The 20,504-nt window shown below is 39.1% G+C and carries 17 protein-coding genes and 1 tRNA gene; 10 read left to right on the top strand and 8 right to left on the bottom strand.

What is annotated here, in order from left to right; genetic code table 11:
• The first annotated feature begins 61 nt into the window (after positions 1-61).
• Together HR060_RS07150 and HR060_RS07145 are read left to right on the top strand one after the other, a co-directional pair.
• Positions 62-589, top strand: coding sequence for a methylated-DNA--[protein]-cysteine S-methyltransferase (locus HR060_RS07150; protein WP_174199611.1), 528 nt, complete (start codon positions 62-64; stop codon positions 587-589).
• Between the two features lie 16 nt (positions 590-605).
• Positions 606-1,367, top strand: a complete 762-nt coding sequence (locus tag HR060_RS07145) for an isocitrate lyase/PEP mutase family protein (protein ID WP_174199610.1) — start codon at positions 606-608, stop codon at positions 1,365-1,367.
• 182 nt (positions 1,368-1,549) lie between these two features.
• On the opposite strand, the gene HR060_RS07140 is transcribed toward HR060_RS07145, so the two are convergent.
• Positions 1,550-1,634: transfer RNA gene (locus HR060_RS07140), tRNA-Leu, on the bottom strand.
• A 203-nt stretch (positions 1,635-1,837) separates the two neighbouring features.
• On the opposite strand from HR060_RS07140, the gene HR060_RS07135 reads away from it, so the two are divergent.
• The 7 genes from HR060_RS07135 to HR060_RS07105 all read left to right on the top strand — a co-directional run bounded on the left by HR060_RS07135 (position 1,838) and on the right by HR060_RS07105 (position 8,959).
• Entirely contained in the window at positions 1,838-2,596 is a 759-nt protein-coding gene (locus tag HR060_RS07135; RefSeq protein ID WP_174199609.1) for a TSUP family transporter, read from the top strand.
• A gap of 574 nt (positions 2,597-3,170) precedes the next feature.
• A complete protein-coding gene (locus HR060_RS07130; RefSeq protein WP_174199608.1) occupies positions 3,171-4,799 on the top strand; it encodes a methyl-accepting chemotaxis protein in 1,629 nt (542 codons plus the stop codon).
• A 156-nt stretch (positions 4,800-4,955) separates the two neighbouring features.
• The gene (msrP, locus tag HR060_RS07125; protein ID WP_174199607.1) at positions 4,956-5,963 is read left to right on the top strand and encodes a protein-methionine-sulfoxide reductase catalytic subunit MsrP; all 1,008 of its coding nucleotides are present in this window, start codon (positions 4,956-4,958) and stop codon (positions 5,961-5,963) included.
• 5 nt (positions 5,964-5,968) lie between these two features.
• Complete coding sequence (locus tag HR060_RS07120; RefSeq protein ID WP_174199606.1) at positions 5,969-6,607, top strand: protein-methionine-sulfoxide reductase heme-binding subunit MsrQ; 639 nt, start codon at positions 5,969-5,971, stop codon at positions 6,605-6,607.
• Positions 6,608-6,643: 36 nt separating this feature from the next.
• Complete coding sequence (locus HR060_RS07115; RefSeq protein ID WP_174199605.1) at positions 6,644-7,306, top strand: sulfotransferase; 663 nt, start codon at positions 6,644-6,646, stop codon at positions 7,304-7,306.
• A 101-nt stretch (positions 7,307-7,407) separates the two neighbouring features.
• Positions 7,408-7,980 (top strand): MiaE family protein, encoded by a 573-nt coding sequence (locus HR060_RS07110; RefSeq protein WP_174199604.1) that lies wholly within the window; start codon positions 7,408-7,410, stop codon positions 7,978-7,980.
• Between the two features lie 109 nt (positions 7,981-8,089).
• Entirely contained in the window at positions 8,090-8,959 is an 870-nt protein-coding gene (locus HR060_RS07105; protein ID WP_174199603.1) for a hypothetical protein, read from the top strand.
• 2 nt (positions 8,960-8,961) lie between these two features.
• Here the strand turns inward: HR060_RS07105 and HR060_RS07100 are convergent, their stop codons facing one another.
• The 3 genes from HR060_RS07100 to HR060_RS07090 form a co-directional block, all read right to left on the bottom strand.
• The gene (locus tag HR060_RS07100; RefSeq protein WP_174199602.1) at positions 8,962-9,396 is read right to left on the bottom strand and encodes a helix-turn-helix domain-containing protein; all 435 of its coding nucleotides are present in this window, start codon (positions 9,394-9,396) and stop codon (positions 8,962-8,964) included.
• A gap of 185 nt (positions 9,397-9,581) precedes the next feature.
• Entirely contained in the window at positions 9,582-10,163 is a 582-nt protein-coding gene (locus HR060_RS07095; protein ID WP_174199601.1) for a hypothetical protein, read from the bottom strand.
• A 145-nt stretch (positions 10,164-10,308) separates the two neighbouring features.
• Positions 10,309-13,344 carry a hypothetical protein gene (locus HR060_RS07090; RefSeq protein WP_174199600.1) on the bottom strand — a complete coding sequence of 1,012 codons (3,036 nt, stop codon included), beginning with the start codon at positions 13,342-13,344 and terminating at the stop codon, positions 10,309-10,311.
• A 252-nt stretch (positions 13,345-13,596) separates the two neighbouring features.
• On the opposite strand from HR060_RS07090, the gene HR060_RS07085 reads away from it, so the two are divergent.
• Complete coding sequence (locus HR060_RS07085) at positions 13,597-14,478, top strand: sugar phosphate isomerase/epimerase family protein (protein ID WP_174199599.1); 882 nt, start codon at positions 13,597-13,599, stop codon at positions 14,476-14,478.
• Between the two features lie 94 nt (positions 14,479-14,572).
• On the opposite strand, the gene HR060_RS07080 is transcribed toward HR060_RS07085, so the two are convergent.
• The 4 genes from HR060_RS07080 to HR060_RS07065 all read right to left on the bottom strand — a co-directional run bounded on the left by HR060_RS07080 (position 14,573) and on the right by HR060_RS07065 (position 20,192).
• Entirely contained in the window at positions 14,573-17,743 is a 3,171-nt protein-coding gene (locus HR060_RS07080; protein ID WP_174199598.1) for a YncE family protein, read from the bottom strand.
• A 268-nt stretch (positions 17,744-18,011) separates the two neighbouring features.
• Entirely contained in the window at positions 18,012-18,776 is a 765-nt protein-coding gene (locus HR060_RS07075) for a hypothetical protein (protein ID WP_174199597.1), read from the bottom strand.
• 78 nt (positions 18,777-18,854) lie between these two features.
• Complete coding sequence (locus HR060_RS07070; protein ID WP_174199596.1) at positions 18,855-19,379, bottom strand: hypothetical protein; 525 nt, start codon at positions 19,377-19,379, stop codon at positions 18,855-18,857.
• A gap of 315 nt (positions 19,380-19,694) precedes the next feature.
• Positions 19,695-20,192, bottom strand: a complete 498-nt coding sequence (locus tag HR060_RS07065; RefSeq protein ID WP_174199595.1) for a hypothetical protein — start codon at positions 20,190-20,192, stop codon at positions 19,695-19,697.
• Positions 20,193-20,504 lie beyond the last annotated feature (312 nt).

Here is a 20,504-nt window from a genome sequence, read left to right as displayed (position 1 = left end):
GCTAATCTCCAGCGTTATCAGCAAAATTAGCCACATCACTTAGCGCAACCATCAAATCAAGATGTATAACGATTATCTGGAAAGTCCATTGGGACTTATCGAGTTTAAAGCCTCTGATAAAGGCATTACACAGTTGATATTTTGTGGCGAACAAACTTCAGATGTGAAAGCAAATGAGTTAACCAGAGAATGTCAGGCTCAGTTAAAAGATTACTTTGCAGGAGAGCTAACGCAATTTTTCTTACCACTGGACATCAGGGGAACTGAGTTTCAGAAAAAAGTTTGGCAATTACTTAAGCAGGTTGCGTATGGGAAAACCATTTCGTACATGGATATTGCCAATCGTTTGAATAATCCAAAAGCAGTTCGTGCTGTTGGGGGCGCAAATGGCAGAAACCCTATAACACTTATCCTGCCTTGCCATCGTGTCATTGGCGCTAATGGAAAGCTTACTGGCTATGCTGGAGGCACTGCGCGAAAGAAGTGGTTACTACAGCACGAAGGCGTCAATTTAAAACAAGAAAAAACCTCACAATCTTTAACTGATGTTATCCATCAACGTCAGGACAAAACCCAATTTTTACAATGAAGAAAGGAAATAAAATATGGACTTCAAACAACTACATCATCAAAACAAACCTCTATTAATTTGTAATGTCTGGAACACTCATTCAGCCCAACAAGCTCAAGAGTTAGGATTCCAAGCTATTGGAACGTCAAGTGCAGCGATTGCAAACTCACTGGGCTACCAAGATGGTGAGGACATGACATTTGCGGAGCTGTGCTTCATTGTCGAAAGACTAGCTAAATCCGTATCTATCCCTATATCAGTCGATATCGAATCTGGATATAGCAGAAACGCACAAGACATTCTCAGTAATATTAACAAGCTCATAGAGCTGGGCGTTTCTGGGATCAATATCGAAGATAGTATTGTACAGAATGGAAAAAGGACTTTACTTCCTGCTGATGAGTTCACCGATATTTTGAGGGACGTGAAAAAGGGATTAAAAAATTCGGACAATTCGCTATTTATTAATGTACGAACTGACCCATTTTTGTTGGGCGCTTCTAGGCCGCTGGAAACGACTATCGAGCGTATTCACAAGTACGAAAAAGCCTGTATTGACGGTATTTTTGTTCCTTGTGCGGTTATTTTAAACGATATTAAGCAGTTAGTTAGCAGTACTTCATTACCCATCAATCTATTGGCAATGCCTGACATGGCTAATTTCGAAATGCTCGGTAATATTGGCATCAAACGCCTGAGTATGGGGAATTGGCTCTATGATAAGTTGAACCGTAGTTATGTTGACTCATTAAAGTGTATTCAAAAAGAAGGCACTTTCAGTGAGTTATTTACCTGATTTATTATATCTAGCTGACAAGTAGTGAAGATAATAGGCTGTATTTGGCTACGAAATTGGTATATCCACTGGAAAATTTTTTGTATCGAATAGGTTTTTTATTCTAAGCAACTAATTCAGCGGGCAATCGCTTTTGTAGCTCATATGCTCAAAAACGTTCTACTATAGGATATATACAAGATTGGTACCGGTGGGCGGACTTGAACCGCCACGCCCGAAGGCAACGGATTTTGAATCCGTCATGTCTACCAATTCCATCACACCGGCATTGTATATAGCTTTGATTTTACGAGGTTAAAACCAAATCAAGTGGCAAGCATTATACAAAGCGATTGCTAGCTGACAAGCCCTTTTTTCCAGAGATTAATTGTTTTGTTTAATTTTCATGCCATTTATATGAATTTAATTCACTAGATAAAGTCTGATACAGTGTTTGATGTGACTAACCTCTTTTTAAACACCCATTTTTTATGATCGAATTAAGTTTATCCTTGCTATTGATGTTGTTTGCAGTTGCGATTGTTGCCTCTTATATTGATACGCTAGCTGGTGGTGGTGGCCTTATCACTATACCAGCCCTGATGTTAGCAGGTGTACCGCCACTGATGGCTCTGGGCACCAACAAGTTACAATCTAGTTTTGGCGTTTTAACGGCAAGTACTTTGCTTTACAAAAGAGGGCTCTTTAAGTTTCGTGAAGTCAGGCCACTTATTGTCATGGCTTTTTTAGGTTCGGTACTGGGCACCATAGCCGTACAATTTATTGATGCAAAAGCACTGAGCATTGTTATTCCCATTGTGCTTGTTGCCATTACTATCTACTTTTTACTGCCTATCAAGCTAGATGAAATAAAACCCGCAAAAGTATCGGCTAAAACATATAAAAATGCCGTTATTCCAACAGTTGGTGTTTATGATGGGATGTTTGGTCCTGCTACGGGGTCTTTTTTCACCTTAGCAGGTGTATCTCTCAAGGGCCAAGATTTGGTAGGTGCCACCATACATGCAAAAACGTTTAACTTAGCAACTAATTTAGCTTCTTTAGGCGTCTTTATTATCGCAGGACAAGTGTTCTGGCTTGCAGGTATTGTCATGATTCTAGGACAAATTATCGGAGCTTTTTTTGCATCTAAAACACTGACGAACATAAAAGCTATTTATCTAAAACGACTGATCATCACTGTGTGTATTTTAATGTTAAGTAAATATGCCTATGACCACTTTTTATAAATCCACTTAAAAGTCCACTTATAAAAAAGCAATAATAATAAGGCTTTAATAGTTAAAAATAATTAAGTGCGTCATAAGTTGCATCTAATTAGGGGTTAAAAAGGCTTGGGAATATTTGTAAGTTTTAAACGGGTATAAAAAACACCCAGTTTGGCTTTTTACCCAATATTACACTTTTGTGAAAACCAATCACCTTCCAAGCAACCAAGAATTACATATTGTTACACATTCCTATTAAAAAATGCGAAGAATGACAATTATATTTATCTATAACTTTCAGTTACTTACCTCTAAACACCAAATACAGCGCTAGCCCCCGCCGTTACTGTATCTAGCGATGATAAAAGCAACAATCAATAGCTTTAAGAATAAGGTGAACTATCAACAAATTTTTCTCAGCACTAATAAATATTGCAATCTGGCTCAATAGCTCGCTGCCAAGGTATTGATAAAACAGCAAAAACTAGAGAATAATGGTCCAAATATATATTTTTCTAATTTAATCATGATGTCAATTCGCTCAACACCAAGCAGTAATTATAAAGTTGACGAAGTTACAACAGAGGTAGTTTAAATGACGTTACGGAAAAAAGTTGCTGTACTTATCGCCCTCATTTTAGCAGGGTTTATTGCCCTGACATTTGTCGGGCTAACTACACTAAGAGCCGCCAGTGATTCAGACAACCAAGCTAGGGTTAAACAGCTGTTCACATCAACTTACAGCTCAGTTATCCAATTCGAAAAATATGCCGAGCAAGGTTTATTAACCGAAGAAAAAGCGAAAGAACTTGCTACAGATTTACTGAGAAACAATATCTATAAAGACAATGAATACGTCTACGTTGCAGATGAAAACATGACGTTTTTAGCAACACCATTAAACCCTGAGTTACACGGTTCAAGCTTTCACGACTACAAAGATGCTAATGGTAAAAGTGTTGGCCAAATCTTGATTAATGCCGTTAAGCGCCAACCAAAAGGTATTGCTACTTATGAATGGAGCCAACGCCTAGACGATGGCACTATTGATGACAAATTATCAATTGCACAACGTTCACCTACTTGGGGTTGGTATGTAGGGACCGGGATTGGCTTCCAAGAAGTGGATGCCCGTTATTGGTCTTCTGCGCGTTGGCAACTAGCTATTTCATTATTATTAACAGTCATCTTAGCTGGCTTTATTGCCTTTACGACTAAACGCTTATTGACCTTATTGGGTGGCGAGCCAAAAGATGTATTGGCTTTAGTACAAACGGTTGCTTCCGGTAACTTATCTGAATCGACGTATATTGATACTAGCGCACCAGAAAATTCAGTTTATGGCTCTACGGTGAGAATGCGTGAATCATTGCTCGGAGTAATGAAGCATGTATCGGCTTCGGTCGATCACTTACGTGAAGAGATTGAAGCAGCGGACCGTCGTTCATCGGATATAGACGATAGTTTCAGTAAACAAAGACAAGAAATTGATATGGTTGCTACCGCTATCACACAAATGTCTTCTTCATCACAAATCGTTTCAGAAAGTGCGGCTAATGCAGCTGGTGCGACTCAGAGCGCAGATGATGAAGGTAAACGTGCCCACGGTATCGTTGATAACGCCGTCTACTCAATTGAAACCTTGGCACAACAAATTGATGAAGCAAGTGATGTGATCACCGCTTTAGGAGATGATGTAGAGAACATAGTATCGGTATTAGATGTTATTCGCGGTATTGCCGATCAAACCAACTTACTGGCATTAAATGCTGCGATAGAAGCGGCTCGTGCTGGCGAACAAGGTCGAGGTTTTGCCGTAGTAGCGGATGAAGTAAGAAGCCTCGCGCAGCGCACCCAAGACTCAACAGAAGAAATTCAACATATGATTGAACGCTTACAAAATGGTTCAAAACAGGGTGTTGATGCTATGGATAAGAGTAAAGGTTCAAGTGCAGGCACTGTGAATCAAACCCAACAAGCAGCCAGTGCACTTAATCAAATTGCTGATTCATTAACAACGATCACAAATATGAATAATCAAATTGCCTCAGCTATTAACGAGCAAAGCCAAGTCGGTGAAGATATTTCAAGACGGATTAATATGATTGCAGATAGCGCAAACGATGCTGCCGATGTGGCCAAAGCAGGTAAAAATTCAGCGCAAGGTTTAGTTGAACTGACAAACAATTTAGATCGCAGCTTATCGCACTTTAAAATTGCCTAATAAACTTAGATGAGATTAAAGCCAGTTTCTCTTAAAGACACTGGCTTTTTTTATGTCTGAATTTCAATAAAGGTCAATTTTAGCTGAAAGACAATTAGCCGATCCTCGTTCTTATTTCGTAATACCACCAAATAGTAATTTGATTAAGGCCTGATTATGCTGATAAAAAAGACATCCACTTCTGATATTAGCGAAAATGAAGTAACGCCAGAAAATATCTATAAAGACAGACGAAAAATAATCAAAAGTCTGGGCTTTTTAGGTGCGGGCGCGTTACTGTCAGGCCAGAGCCAGCAAGCCCATGCAATCAGCTGGTTTAAAGATAAAGATGAAGAAAAATCTGCCTTAAAAGCATTAAAGTACCAAGCAGACGAACCTTTTACAGAAGCTTTGACACCCGAAGCAAAAATTACCAGTCACAACAACTTCTATGAATTTGGTACGCGTAAGACGGATCCCAAACAATATGAAGGCATGTTGACGGTTAACCCGTGGCAACTCAATGTTGATGGTTTGTGCGCAAACCCCTTTAAACTCAATTACGAAGACTTATTTAGCAAGTATCCATTGCAAGAGCGTATTTATCGTATGCGCTGCGTTGAAGCTTGGTCTATGGTCATTCCTTGGGTAGGTATTCCCCTTGCCGATGTCATCAAGCAAGCACAGCCTAACGGCCAAGCTAAATTTGTAGCCTTTGAAACCTTATATCGCCCAGAAGAAATGCCAGGACAAAAAAGTCGTTTTGCCGGTGGTGGTATTCAATATCCATATGTAGAAGGGCTGAGAATAGATGAGGCAATGAACCCTTTGACTTTATTAGCTGTGGGTTTATACGGTAAAGAATTACCGACGCAAAATGGTGCCCCGATTCGATTAGTTGTGCCTTGGAAATACGGCTTTAAAAGTATTAAGTCGATCACCCGCATTAAATTGGTGAATCAAAAGCCTCCTACGACTTGGAATCTTAGTGCGCCACAAGAATACGGTTTTTATGCCAACGTTAACCCCAAAGTTGATCACCCAAGATGGTCTCAAGCACAAGAAAGACGTTTGGGATCTGGAGGCTTATTTTCTCAAAACTACATTCCTACCCTACCTTTTAATGGTTACGGTGAACAGGTCGCACACATGTATAAAGATATGGATTTAGCTAAGTTTTATTAGTTTTTATGAAAAAGCCTCAATACAAAATACGCGTTACAAAATGCGTCGCGCATTTATTTTTGCTTAGCCTCACCGTCATCACTTATTACCAAGCAATTATAGGTACAGATTTAACGGGTCAATACATTAACGACCCGGTTAAATTTGTTATTCACTTTTCTGGTATGACGGGGCTACAAGTTCTATTACTGACACTTTTAATATCCCCTTTGGCACAAAAATTTAAACAGGCTTGGTTGATGCAAACTCGTCGTATGTTTGGTTTATACGTTGCCTTTTTTGCGTGTTTACACGTTTTTAGTTTTTGGCTTTTTGAACTGAATTTTCAAGTCGACTTGTTTATCGAAGAACTCGTTAAAAGACCTTATATCTGGCTTGGCATGTTAGCGCTTACTTTGCTGTTAGCACTTAGCGTCACGTCCATCAACAAGATAAGGGCAAAAATGGGGCCGAACTGGCAAAAATTGCACAATTGGGTTTACCTCGTACTGGTATTAGTTTGGGTCCATTTTTACTGGTCGGTTAAAGCAACGCCCACCGAAACACTAATATATTTAGCGATAGTCATAAGTTTATTGGCTATACGCCATAAAAAACTGCTTAAAGGATTAAAAGCGTTAAAGCGAAATGAGAAAATCAGTTAACATGCTTATATCAATCATCGCAGAACACACGGTATTATGCGCTCAAAGACCTTTATCATTGGACTTCCTCGTACTGCAACCACATCAATTTGTTGTGCGAGTTTAAATTTAGGTTTTAAAACGGCGCATACCGCTTACACTCAAGACAGTTTCGATCAGGCTCAAGTTATTGCTGATACGCCCGTTTTCAGCGATTTTGCCAAGCTCGATCGATTTTACCCAAACAGCAAGTTTATCTATCTGTCCCGAGATTTAGCACAATGGCTTCCCTCAATCAGCCAATTATTAACGCGCATGCTAACTAATTTGCAGCGCACAGATGGGGGTTTTAACCCATATTTAAGACGCTGTTTTTCTCAAGTTTTTCCAGATTTAGATCAACAAAAAGTAGCTGATTATGACTATTTATCACAGTGCTATTTTGAGCATCAAAAGCAAGTGCTTACTTACTTTGCAACAGACGAAATAAAAAAGCAGCAATTACTGACACTAGAAATCGCTAAAGGCGATAGCTTTGAACAATTCTGCCAGTTTATGCAAGTAGATACATCAACACTTTCCACTCAAATACTCGGCTTTGAAAAGATAAATATGGCCGGAAAAGTCACGGCTTGGAATCAGATAAAGCACCCGCTAAAAGTGGCGGCCACTCGAAATGGCAAAATCGATAAACACTTATCTTACTTAACAGTAGAATAATTGAGCCTAAGGTGAAAAGTCGGTAAAATCGCCCGCCATATTGACCGCCTCATCAACTAAACATTGATGATGGGCTTAGCCAAATAAACGATATTAGTGCCATGTTTGAATTAAAGTACCACACCCCATTTGAATGGACGGAAGCTGTATTAGCAGACTTCGATAGCTTTTTACAAGACCACGCAGCAGCAGAGAAAAAAGCCTCAGGCATGGCGATGTCTATGTTATCTCATTACCCAGATCGCAAAAAACTGGTTCGAGCAATGACGGATTTAGCCTTAGAAGAATTAATTCACTTCAAGCAAGTTTTAAAATTACTCGACGCACGAAATGTGATCTTAGGTGATGACAAAAAAGATGACTACATCAAGCAAATCCGCGGTTTATTTCGCCATGGCAAAGATGTATTTTTGATGGACCGCTTGCTCGTTGCGGGTGTTATCGAAGCCAGAGGCCACGAAAGGTTTTCACTGGTTGCTCGAGCACTCCCTGCCGGAAAAGACAAAGACTTTTACGTCGCCATCGCTAAATCAGAAGAAAAACACAAAAATTTATTTGTCGAATTGGCTTACGAATATTTTGATAAACAAGAGGTAGATGAACGCCTAAACGCTATTTTAATAGCTGAAGCCAAAATCTGTGAAGGCTTACCTTTTAGAGCGGCTCTGCACTAATTTAGCACTTTTGCTATATGTTCGAACAAATGGTTAGAAAGCAGTCGTTGACTGCTTTTTTTCTTTCGATAGACTATTTTATGTTCAATAGTTACATTCGAGCCATTACTTGCAAGCTGTATTTTTATTATTTTCCCTTTTCGCTTTTTCCGCTTCTGGAACGAGTAAAACGCTATCTTCTGAGACCATTTACCTAGCGGTTAATCAGCCTGTACACGATCGCTTTTTGGCTTATTTAGATGGTCGCGACCCGCTAAGCATTGATACTTTTTCAAGCCCAAAGCTCGAGCGCATCTTTATTGACATTATTTTGCAAAAACAAGCCATTGCTCAAGCAGGCTGTAATTTTGATATCCAGCTTGAAGTAGTCAGCTTGTATAGTGCAAGAATGCAAACGTTAGTCAAAGGCCGTATTGGGCTCAATTACGACTCCTATTGGTTAAACGAAATAGAAAATTACCAAGATGATTTATATATTTCGCAAGCGGTTATACGCCAAGGTGAATACAAAGCTGGTATTTACACGTCAGAAAAAAATCAACAAGCACTTGCCGTAAAGAACTTATCTGATTTTCAAAACTTGTCTGCCATTACCAGTAAAGAATGGGTGGTAGATGTCAAAACACTAGAAAAATTACAACCCAGAACATTGAGTTTTGACCCGAGTTGGGGCTCTATTACTAAGTTAGTCGCCAATGGTTGGGTTGATGTAATGTTAGCACCCTTTAGACTGACGCCAAGTATGGCATATGAGCTAGAGCCTAAACTCGTGCCTATTCCAAAATTCTACGTGATGTTAGAGGGAAGTAGACACTTTGCTGTATCTAAAGCTTATCCAGATAGCGCAGAGTTATTTCATTGTTTGGAACAAGGCCTGAGCCACTTTAGAGAGTCGGGTAAACTTTATCAGGTTTACCATAAAAATATCTTTGAGTTAGAACAAATCCATAACTGGCAAAATATTCTAGAGGCGAACTAAAGCTAAACATCGGTTTTAAACGCCTGACCTACAGAAACAAAACCGTACTTAGCCAGCATCACAATACCGTGAATGCTAATTCCCATCCCCCAACCGATAAGCCCCCACCAACTCCAGATATATTGTGGTGAAACTAAAAAGTTAACGGCAAAAATAGCAGGCATCATGCTCAGGAATAAAAAGAAGTGAATGTAAAAAGCTTTCATTTCCTGTTGCTGCTTTAGCTTTGAATTAGTTGAACCTGAGTCACTTGTATTAAAGGTTTCACTTTTTAATTGATCAATACTGATTTCAAAGACCGCGGCTAGTGCTTTTAATGACTCTAAGCTGGGTTTATTACCTGACTCAATGCGCTGAATTGTCCTTGCTGTAAGCCCTGCCATCTCAGCTAATTGCTCTTGCGACCACCCTTTTGTTAAACGTCTTTGTTTTATCATTCAATCCACTTCCTATCGTTTACATACCTTTAAAGTATGCTCATTATTTATCAAAAAGGCGTAAATCAACACTAAAAGTAACCGACAGCAAGACGACAGATAAGTGACAAATAGGTAACTGCCACACAGTAAGTAATAAAAAAGGAGCCATTTGGCTCCTTTTAAATTCTGTTAAAAACGTAAAATTAGTTTTTTCTGCGGGCAGCAAATAAAGCCATAACAGATAGTGCAAATAAACCTAATGAAGCAGGTGCATTAACATTAACCGTTTGTAGTGAAGGATTGCCCATTGAGATATAAGAGTTTTGTGCATAGTTACAGCTGTAGAAGTCATTCGGATCACATACATCTAATGTCCAACCAAAAAAGTCTGTAAACTCGACCGATTTTGCTGCAGAAGGGTAACTAGCGAAAATTTTAACTTTACCGTCAATACTACCATCATGGATAGCGCTAAAATCCATTGATCTAGGATGATTTCTTACTGATTGGTCATACAAAGTTACACCAAGACCACTAGTTACAGAAGACAATAAAGTATTCCCGTTATATATCTCTACGCGTTCAACAAAAGACCAATCTGAAAATGTTGCTTGAGAGTAATCCCACAAAAAGGTCAGGCTGTTTACATCGTTATCAAATACACCGTTATTACCTTTAACTTCAAAATCAAATTCAATGTAGTTTGACGCATTAACTTCTATAAAGGCAGCTTGTGAGCTAAAAGCTGTAAAAAGCACAAAAAGAGATACGATTAGTTTTTTCATTATGACTATTCCATGTTTGTTAAAGTACTAACACCATAGTAACAAAATGTAACAACTATATTAAGTTTAGAAACATTTTTATTGCTGATTTAACACGTAAAAAAAGGAGCCATTTGACTCCTTTTGATGTGCTTTAATGATTAAGCTATCTGCCAATTACGACAGGTCTGCCATTTGTTGCTTGTAATTGAGACAGCGAACCGAGCTCAGTAGCAAAGATTTCACCATTTTTACCAAAGGCAAAATCAAGATAATGAATCTCGCTTGTCCAGCCTTCCACTCGTGCACTCGAATCTAAAACATGGCAGTTGGTTGGCTCTTCAATATCGTAATAAACCAAGCCACTATCGGTCGTTACCGCGAGTTGTTTGGTATCGGCACGATAAACAATATTTTGAATAGCTGAATCACTATTAGCTAATAAATCATAGTTTGCGTTATTGATACAGCTATTAGCAAATGTCTCAATAGTGCCTTCATTTAAATCAAACTGATAAATTGTCTTTGTTGATTGTACAACGCCATACACTTTTCCTGCCTCACCTGTATAAGCTAACCCCGTCACAGAAAAGGTATCGGTATATTCAGCTAATTGATCTAATTTAAATACATTAACTAAAGCTTTTGTCTGATAGTTAATCGTTAAAATAGACCATACGCTATCCACTTTTGCAGCAAGGTAAGCCAGTTTATTATCGGTATCTAAGCTAATACGGCCCGCATCACGAATACCTTGATTGAGTGATGTTAAGTTGAGTCTCTCTACTTGTTTGGTAGATAAATCAATAAATGCGATTTCAGTCTCAAATGGCACAACCAGTTGGTTAGCAGTTTTATCTAGAGCGATATCTTTTGTAGGCTCAAGATAAGAAAGGGTTGATGTATCAACCAGCTGACTTCTAACACCTGTCGCTAAATCCACTTCAATAATGGCATTAAATGCGTTTAAGCCATCATCAGCAATATAGACTTTGTTGGTATCCACATCCAAAACGAGATCTCTAGGTGCCGCTAAATGCGTCCCCGTTCCAACATTATTCTGATAACTTGCCGTTCGTTTACCTGTTGCTAAATCCACTTCAACATAATAATCATCTTCTTTGATCAGCAATGCAGTTTCATCTTTATTCAGTGTTGCACCGCGCACTTGTTGTAATGTGACATCCATTCGTCCAATTTCAGCTGAAATACTTGAAAGTTGCGCCTGAGCTAAATCATATTGGTAAATACCATCTAAACCGATGAGATAAAGCTCCCCGCCAGAAGAAGATACGACTTGGCGAACACGTACATTGATTTGCTCCGATAGCAGAGCCGTTTCACCTGTAACAGGGTCAATAGACACTAACCACTTTTGGCCTAAATCCACTTCGTATTTACCTATTAGCTTGTCTTGGTAAATACCTAATGTTTCTTTAGAAATTGGAATGGTTTGGTTTTCAGAATCATCAACCAATGTAGTTAATTGATTATCGTCCAAATCCATTTTCATGATGCTGTATTTAGTTTTACCAGGCGAGTGAAATGCAAAAGTGTAATAGAGCGCATTTTCTGCGGCTAAATAAACGGAATTCCAAACATAGATATAAGTTAAATCATCCGGTACTGCTATGGTATTAGAAGATATAGTATTGATGGTTCCATCTTGGGCATTAACCGCCGTTAGCTGTAATTGGTTGTTATTAACAATATTACTAATATAAAAAACATCGCCAATCACATTAGCCGCTGCAGGGTACGGTAAGCTTGTGCCGCGCTGTAAAATTTGCGTTTTTTCGCCGGTATTAAAATCTACTGCACTTAATTCATCGCGAAAGTTATTCAGCGTTAAATAACGCTCGTTGGCTATATCGGCGATAAAGACAGGATCTGCTGATTCTTTATTACTGATAACAGGAGCTGATGATAAATTACTGTTATTACCGACTGAATCTTCACTTTCTACCGCTAAAGTTAACGATTCATTTTCTGGCACATGTACTATTGCTAACCAATTAACAACAGTATCGCCTTTATCATCAACAGATGTTTCAAGAAAGCGTGCACTTTTCCCGGCCACTTTAATCGAGCTAATCGGGTTTTGATCATAAGCAAGACCGGTTACGGCAATCACGCCCATGCTATCTTCAAGCAAGCCGTCAAAACTTGGCTGAGTGATAACAACTTCTGGGCCAGTATTATCAGTACCGACTCGCTCAGTAACATTGTTGACGCTCAGCGTTGTAGTTAATTCACCAATGGTAAGATTTGCTTGGGCTGTGGCTTCCCATTCGCTGGCGCTATTTAAGCTCACAACAATCGATGCACCAGCATCAATCATGCCCGGCTCTTGAGTTGCTTGGCCTCCATCAACACTGTACCAACCGCCCTCAATACTAATATCAACGCTGCGGTTAATACCTGTTACCACCACACTATTACTGGTGACATGGGTATTGATTTTAGTGTCTGAGAAGGCATCAAAAACAAGGGCATCAGGCATTAAATCAGGCGCAGCGATGGTCATCACATTAAAGAGCCCCGTCACTTCACCTATAGTGATAGTCGCGACTGTTTCAGTACTGAAATTAGCAGAGGCTTGCGTTCTAACCGTTAATGTTTGGCCATTTTCAATTTTACTGGGTGCATCGGTAAAAGCACCGCCATCAATAGAATAAGTACCATTAGCAATACCAATTTCAGTCGGCACTTCAATGCCCGTAATCGTTACCGTTTCAGACTTAACAATGCTTAAGGTTTCCACATCATCAATCAGATTAAAGTAAAAAGCATCGGGTTCTTTATCTGGGCCGATACGGGTTTGAACAGTAAACGTACGTGTAGTGGAGCCAACAGTAATACTCGCTTGCGTTTGTGTTGCAAATTCATCACCTGTATCTACACGAACCACTAAGGTTTGACCATTGCTGATTGTGCCAGCGTCAGACGTGAACGCCCCGCCATCAATAGAATAAACCGCGTTGTTAACGCGAATAGGAACAGGCTCACTTAAGCCCGAAATAGTGATGGTTTCAGACAGTACTTCGCTGTTGATGTCAGTGTCCGTTTGCTCGGCAAATGTAAAGTTAGTAGGCGTGGTATCTTTAGTGTTTGCGGTAGAGCCTCCGCCGCCACCTCCTCCACCACAAGCTTGTAGTGCACCAATTAGGGCGATCATCGAGAGTGTCTTTACATATTGCATGTAACATCCTTGTTTTTATTAAATCATTATCATTCGTGATAATAGGCGACTTATTTCCCACATGAAACATTTTTTTACACCTGGTCAGACCATTTGCGACGAACTGCAATAAATGGCTGTATTTTAAGCATTTAATCTTCCTTGTCGCTCAACCTACACTCGATAAAGTTTATTCAACAATTCAATTGTAATGCCTGTGTTATTATCAAAAGCTGTTTAAAAACCCAATCAATTAACGCAAAAGGACCGCTAATGAAAAACCTCGTTATTGCCCTGTCACTGGGTATGAGCTTTTTATCTGCCGCACATGCAAATCAGGCCAAACAGCCAACACTCACTAACCAAAGCACAGAGCTAATATTGCCCAAAGTGGGTTTACAACTTTGGTCAATTCGCGATTTACTCAGTAAAGATTTTGACGGCACATTACAACAAGTTGCTAAACTTGGATTCCAAGGGGTTGAATTTGCGCGTGATTACGGCCCATTTGATAAAACACAGGGCAAAGCGTTAAAACAATATTTGGCTAATTTAGGTTTAGGTGTTGCCGGTGCACATGTTGAGTTTAATGAATTTGATGATGCAAACTTTCAGAAGAGTGTGCAGTTTTATCAAGACTTAGGCGCGCCCTACCTGATTGTATCTTGGGATAAACGCGCGTGGGATCCATTGAAAATAGATGAATTTATCCAGCAGCTTAATACCGTATCAAATAAAGTGGCCGAACATGGCTTGAAGTTGGGCTTTCACAATCATGATTTAGAGTTTAGCCGTTATAAACAAGCCACCTATTGGGATTATATCCACCAACATACGCCCGATAGTATGCCATTACAGTTAGACATAGGCATGGTTGCAATGTCAGGCCAAAACCCAGCTGAATATATCAATAAATACCCGACCAATACCCGAACAGTACACTACCGTCCTTACCAAGATTTAACTAAAAATAAAACGCTGGTTTTTGGTCAAGATGATGTCAATTGGCCTGCCGTAATTGCCGCCAATGTATCAGCTCAGACAGACTGGCTAGTGCTAGAGCAAACCGATTATTTACCCGGTATGACTTCACTTGAAACCATCGCCGAGAGTAAAAAAGGCCTAGATGTGTTATTAAAATACCACCTAAAATAAGCGAATAAAAAAAGGAGGTATAAGCCTCCTTTTTTAAACCTTTATACAGCAGTCATATCTCAATGAGATATGGAGTGTGCTAGTCACAAATACTTTAGCGTCTTCTATAAAGCGCCAATGGTAATAGCAATAAGATATATAAGCTTGAGCTACCGCCGCCACCGCCGCTGCCACTGTTACTTGACGTATTTTGTGACGCTTTATTCTCTGCCGCAGTGCCTAAAGTATAATTCGTTAATAATGAACTCGAACCATAGTTCTCATCAATACGGACAATACCTACGTCTTCTGCAAAATAAATCGATGCACTGTACTGCATACTAATTTGGTTGCCATCAACATTAGCAGTAGCCCATAAATCGAATACACTGACAATCGTTTCAAACTGGCCACTAGGCGTATCGATTATTTGCGCATAGCTATTCACATATGCATCCCATGTGATGTTTCTCTCACCATAAGTAGGGCTGATATCAACACGTCCCGCACCTGCGCTACTGCCCGATTGGTTTAAGAAAAAACCACCATTAAAACTCAGATCAACGTTGTAATTAGTACCATTGACGTTTAATCCAGGTATGTATAAACCAAGCAAACTAATGTGAGAATTTTGCGCCAAAATTGCAAACTCACTGCCCGAACTAAAACGCAGTGGTCTAATACTTTGCCCTGCAATAGTTTCTCGCTCACCGACTCTAATTGTTAAACCCGTATCGAAGTTCCAACTACTACCACTGTTATTAGGGAAGAAATCAGTCGCAATGATTGTGCTCGGGTTTAAGCTAGATTGCTCACCACCCGAGTTATCTGAATTATCTGAATTATCTGAATTATCTGAATTATCTGAATTATCTGAATTATCTGAATTATCCGAGTTATCAGTAGTGTTCGCTTTAATTAATGGAAATTCATCTTCATCATCATTAATTAAATCGCCATCATCATCCTCGTCAGCATTGTTACCTATGCCATCTGAGTCCGTGTCAAGTTGCTCTGATGGGTCCAGAGGAAAAGCATCTTCAAAATCCAGTACAAGATCATTATCGTCATCGGTATCAGCATTATTGCCTAAACCATCGTTATCTGTATCCACAGATTCGGACGCATCTAACGGAAACGCATCTTCACTGTCATTGACATTATCACCGTCGTCATCCAAATCGGTATTATTGCCAATATTATCGCCATCCGTATCTAGCCATTCACTAGCATCGAGCGGAAACGCATCACTTTGATCTAAATAACTGTCATTATCGTCATCGGTATCAGCATTGTTACCTACTTTATCCTGATCAGTATCCAGCCATTCTGTGGCATCAAATGGGAAGGCGTCAGCTTGGTCTAAATAACTGTCGTTATCATCGTCCGTATCGGCATTATTACCTAGGCCATCTTCATCAAAGTCAGCCCACTCTGTGGCATCGGCTGGGAATAAATCAACGTCATCAAAATATCCATCGGCATCAAAGTCATTTACATCAAAACTGTGCACTGAAAAGCTCGGAATACCGGCATCACTAACAACCGTTAGCATTTGTTCAGAATCAACCAATGGAATTAAGGCAACCGGGCTGCCTGATAACTCAATCGAATCTCCTGTGTTTTTACTAAAATCTGGGTTGTAGCGACTAAATAAGGTTTTATTATTAGCGTCGATGCTGCGTAAGGTAAAAATATTGCCTAATAACCATTCAACAGCTTGATGCCTTAAAGACTCACCTTCTAAGTAGTTAAGCTCTGTCATGCTACTACCCGAAACAACACGTCCTGAGCCTAATGCAACCTGATGGCCTAACGGTGAAGGACTAATAGGCCCAAACCAACCAGTTGAACTATGATACGGGCTATCATTATCAGCACCAATTGTACCTGTTGATTGATCTAAGCGATGCCAATGTAAGTCGGATGGTGAGTAACCCGAAATATAGTAAAGGCGCTCTTTACTACTTTGATAAGCAAACTGGGTGGTTGGATAAGCCCACTCATTCTCATGTGTTTTCTCACCCGCTTGGTTAAATACATGAAAGCTGCCCCAAGCGCCTGAGTTGTCTCTAACCACCAGATAATCATCAGCTACTTCGATTGTGCTGATAGTCGATGCCATATTGGTAAAAGGCATTTCTAAACCTGAACTTAGATCAATGTAGCTAACTAAATTAGAGTAAGCTAAATAGATGCGATTTTGTGCAGCTGAATAACTAACATGACTTGGCGCTTGCGCTAAACCAATAGAACTCAGGTACTGATTATCTGCGATAGACCATCTAAAAATGTTTAAGTGTTGTTGGCTAAATAGATAAACCGTGTCTTTGTCTTTATCTAAAAAGACCGAATCAGGCGTGTAAGCCAAGCCGGTTGGATCAAGTGGCGCAGCGGGATCAGCAGGAGATAACTCAGTGACATCCACAATCTCAACAGTATCGTCGTTGCCATTAAAAACAAAGATATCATCTTGATAGACTGCTATTTTTTCAGCATTTGAGCTGGCTAATTCATACAAACCGGTTTCTAAATTAGCCTTGTTGTAAGCGTGTAAAACATCACCTTTAAGGCTAATCGGTAAACCTTGCCAAAAACTTAAATGGTCAAAAGAGCGGCCTAAGCTACCGGCATAATTTAAATTTGAAGTGTGGTAAATCGTACCTGAAGTATCCGTTACAAAACTGCCTGATGGAAAAACAAACACCTCAAAACCGATAGAATAACTGCCATGGTAAGGGCTTTCTTCATTTCCCTGATACTTGCCTGAATCATCAAAACTAATTTTATAAATATCAGCAGGGCTAATACCAGAAGATGTGGTAAAAACAGCATTGCTGTTTGGTTGAGCAGCGTATCGACTCGCGCTATACCACAAGCTCTGTTCATCGATAAACGCGCCTGTTGCCGCAGTAACCGATTGAACATAACTGTTATCTGATAACAACACTGTATCACCTATCGCAGTGATGCCTTTTATGCTCTTACTTGTTGTTCTAAAAAGCGATTTATTTGTACCGTCTAAATCATAGCGATAAGTCGAAAGCCCTTCACTGACAAAAAGACCATTGCTATCGACGTGTATCGCAGTAATGGGAGCTTGATGGTCGATAACAGGCAAAAAGCTTTGCGTAGTTAAAGAGTAGCGACGCAATTCGTTACTATCGGTTGCAGATAAATAAACGATGTTCTCGTGGGTCTTTATTTCATCAATAGCGGCTATCGCAATTGAATTAAACAAAACCAATATTAGCCCAATGACATGTTGAAATAGGCGAAATTGCATAGTGATAATCCTTTAATCCTAATGGTTATTATTCACATTATTATTTTAAAATTAGGTAGAAACAAATAGTAACATTTATAACCAAAAAATAACCAGTGCAGAATTCAAATATGCCAATGAAATGACTGAAACAAAAAAGAGAGGGGTTGGAAATGGGATTAAAGCAGTTATGCCACTTAGCGTTTAATAATGACTTAGTTTTAAGAAGTGTTTATCGCGCTTAGCACCTACTGCCCCTAAATAGAAAACAACACCGACTTACCGCGATTTACTCGGTTAAATCATTAAAAAATTCAGCGATAAATGCATCGATAGCTTGTTGTTTGTAACTGCCGGCGTTGTACCAAGTTTCGCTTTGTGTGGCGGTTTTGGTGTGCTGATAACGTTTAACCAATTTATCGCCTTGGTATAATTGCATAGACATGCTATGACTGACGGTGTAATCCATAGGTAAAGAGAACAAGGTTAATAAGTGTAGCCAAACTTTTTTGTGTCTTTCGCGGGTATCGTTTTGCTTGCGATAACTCACCACTAACCTTAATGAGGCAGGTGTTAGCACCTTGGGCAACGCACCAGCTACTGGTGCAGATAAAGGCTTAGCAGTAATAGGCCCGCCTTCACTGTAGTTAGAAACATCTCTGTTTTGTTGGCTCAGTTCAGGGCTCAGTTCAGGGTTTGGTTCAATTTGGCGGTTAATATCAGTATCGACCATTAACCCTGTTTGAATATTTGTAAAACCTGCGATGCGTTTTAAGCTATCGACCACCATCGCTCGGCTATCATCGGTAGCGGTCACACATTGTGATACATAAACATTAGGGTTATTGGGGTAGGCAGGGTAACACACTTGCTGCTGAACAAAATCACTGACCACAGTTAGGTACAATGGCAGACTTTTATCTATCTTGCTTAAGGTGTCGATACCCGTGGTATTGGCCAAACTATTAGGTTGGTTATCGGCTTGGTAGGTATTCGGTGTGGCGCAGCTTATTAATGTAGCGAATACAAACACCTTTAGTATTAATCGAATCAAGGTTATGACCTCGCTAACCGTTTTCTTTATAAAATGGCGGCTAAATATCATTAACCGCCATTTTTTATTGTTGCTTATTTATGTCTGCTTAGCTCTTGCAATCACCTTATCGGTAAAGGTGGGTAAAATGCCGGAGGTTGGTTCTTTGTAGCCCTTCAATTCTTCACCCGGGAAAAATACATCCCAAACTCGCTTTTTTAGTAGAAGCTTAAACATTTCAGGGTGATACAATTCATCTTCATGGTAAACGTCGTATTCTGGAAACGTATCATCCCAACATGCCAGTGCAAAAAACTGGATCCCTATTTCATAATCAGCTTGCAGATAAATATCTTTTTCATAATTTTCTGCATTTAGCGCCCACCAATAATCTTCACCTTGCTTATATGCAAATTTAATAGCAAGTTTTAAGTCATCCAATGAATATGGAGATCCTTTTTCACAAAATAAAGAATATAGGTTTTTATGACAATTTATCAGCATAGCTTCAAGTTCATTCTCTACTGAAAATAACTCTGGATCATATTCTGCGTTAAGCATAGTAAAAGATTGAGTTGCGGTGTAAAGTTGCGTAAATCTTTTATCGTTATGCCATTTAAACATACCTAACTTCCTATTTTATTAGATGGGTACATAGTATCAATAAACCACTCGTTTGTTTTTTCATTAAGTCGAAACCCTAGGAAGCCCTAGGGTCAGGTCTTTCATTTTGCACATTATTCAACTTGCCGTTGAAAAATGTACACCAAGATTTAGCTTTAAATAATTTAACCTGTTAGCGCTGAAAATTTATCAGTAGCAATAAAAAAGGAGACATAAGCCTCCTTATTAAAACGCTAAATATATTAAGTTACCTGTCATGCAAAACGAAAGACCTGACCCTGATGGTTTTTGAAAGCAATAAAAATCGATTAAAAACTAAATTGGAGAATTATCATTTGGTATGAAGATAGTTATCCTAACAGCATTACCAAACTCTTTCTCAAAAGTAACAGATAATTGCAGGTTTAAATGAGCAGTTATAAACCATGACGCCTGCCTTAATTTATCTGTTTTTAAATAGAAATTAGTTGCAACAGGTTCCCCAAATTTAGACTTTAATGATTCAAAACTATCAGACCAATTTAATTTAAAGGGTAAAATAGCTTTTGAATCGGAATTAGGCAAAAATCTAACTCCACTAAAAATAAGCTTTGAAGTATCAAGCGTCTCTGCACCTTTTAATCTTAAGTATTTGGGCAAATAAAAAATTAAACCAAGACTATTATCAGGCGTATCCTTATTAACATAAGGTAAATCAGGGTCTAAAATCGTATATTCATTACATTTTGGAAAACCAAATTCTTTCAAGAATTCAATAAGATTGGGCTCATCCTGTACAGTGCCAATTAATTTTATTAACTTTTCTATATTCATTAATTTCAATTTCTCTCTAAAATTTCTATTAAAAAGTTGTCATACTCAACATTACTTTTAATGATATCCATACTTGAAGTTTCTACTTTAGGGTAATTGTACGGTGATAAGTGCAGAGTGTTATTAATAGCTGCGTCAATATCTCTTTTTGCGGCACTATTTAGCTCATTAGAATCAAGCACATATAAACTGGGTTTATTTTTCCCACCATAAGTAGGACCTGCTTTAAACCCTAGGGTCACCCATTAAGAAGCCGTTGTAAAGAAGACGAACGGATTTTTTGATTGTTTCAGGATGAAAAAATCAATAAAT

It is taken from the genome of Marinifaba aquimaris (assembly GCF_013328345.1).
Lineage (GTDB): Bacteria > Pseudomonadota > Gammaproteobacteria > Enterobacterales > Alteromonadaceae > Marinifaba > Marinifaba aquimaris.
Note: the sequence above shows the minus strand (reverse complement) of the source record. Positions and strands in the feature narration are given on the sequence as shown.

Bases quoted from the DNA above. Each gene is read 5' to 3' on its own strand.
- HR060_RS07150 (WP_174199611.1), top strand. From the start codon at position 62: ATGTATAACGATTATCTGGAAAGTCCATTGGGACTTATCGAGTTTAAA.
- HR060_RS07145 (WP_174199610.1), top strand. From the start codon at position 606: ATGGACTTCAAACAACTACATCATCAAAACAAACCTCTATTAATTTGT.
- HR060_RS07135 (WP_174199609.1), top strand. From the start codon at position 1,838: ATGATCGAATTAAGTTTATCCTTGCTATTGATGTTGTTTGCAGTTGCG.
- HR060_RS07130 (WP_174199608.1), top strand. From the start codon at position 3,171: ATGACGTTACGGAAAAAAGTTGCTGTACTTATCGCCCTCATTTTAGCA.
- msrP (WP_174199607.1), top strand. From the start codon at position 4,956: ATGCTGATAAAAAAGACATCCACTTCTGATATTAGCGAAAATGAAGTA.
- HR060_RS07120 (WP_174199606.1), top strand. From the start codon at position 5,969: ATGAAAAAGCCTCAATACAAAATACGCGTTACAAAATGCGTCGCGCAT.
- HR060_RS07115 (WP_174199605.1), top strand. From the start codon at position 6,644: ATGCGCTCAAAGACCTTTATCATTGGACTTCCTCGTACTGCAACCACA.
- HR060_RS07110 (WP_174199604.1), top strand. From the start codon at position 7,408: ATGTTTGAATTAAAGTACCACACCCCATTTGAATGGACGGAAGCTGTA.
- HR060_RS07100 (WP_174199602.1), bottom strand. From the start codon at position 9,396: ATGATAAAACAAAGACGTTTAACAAAAGGGTGGTCGCAAGAGCAATTA.
- HR060_RS07095 (WP_174199601.1), bottom strand. From the start codon at position 10,163: ATGAAAAAACTAATCGTATCTCTTTTTGTGCTTTTTACAGCTTTTAGC.
- HR060_RS07090 (WP_174199600.1), bottom strand. From the start codon at position 13,344: ATGCAATATGTAAAGACACTCTCGATGATCGCCCTAATTGGTGCACTA.
- HR060_RS07085 (WP_174199599.1), top strand. From the start codon at position 13,597: ATGAAAAACCTCGTTATTGCCCTGTCACTGGGTATGAGCTTTTTATCT.
- HR060_RS07080 (WP_174199598.1), bottom strand. From the start codon at position 17,743: ATGCAATTTCGCCTATTTCAACATGTCATTGGGCTAATATTGGTTTTG.
- HR060_RS07070 (WP_174199596.1), bottom strand. From the start codon at position 19,379: ATGTTTAAATGGCATAACGATAAAAGATTTACGCAACTTTACACCGCA.
- HR060_RS07065 (WP_174199595.1), bottom strand. From the start codon at position 20,192: ATGAATATAGAAAAGTTAATAAAATTAATTGGCACTGTACAGGATGAG.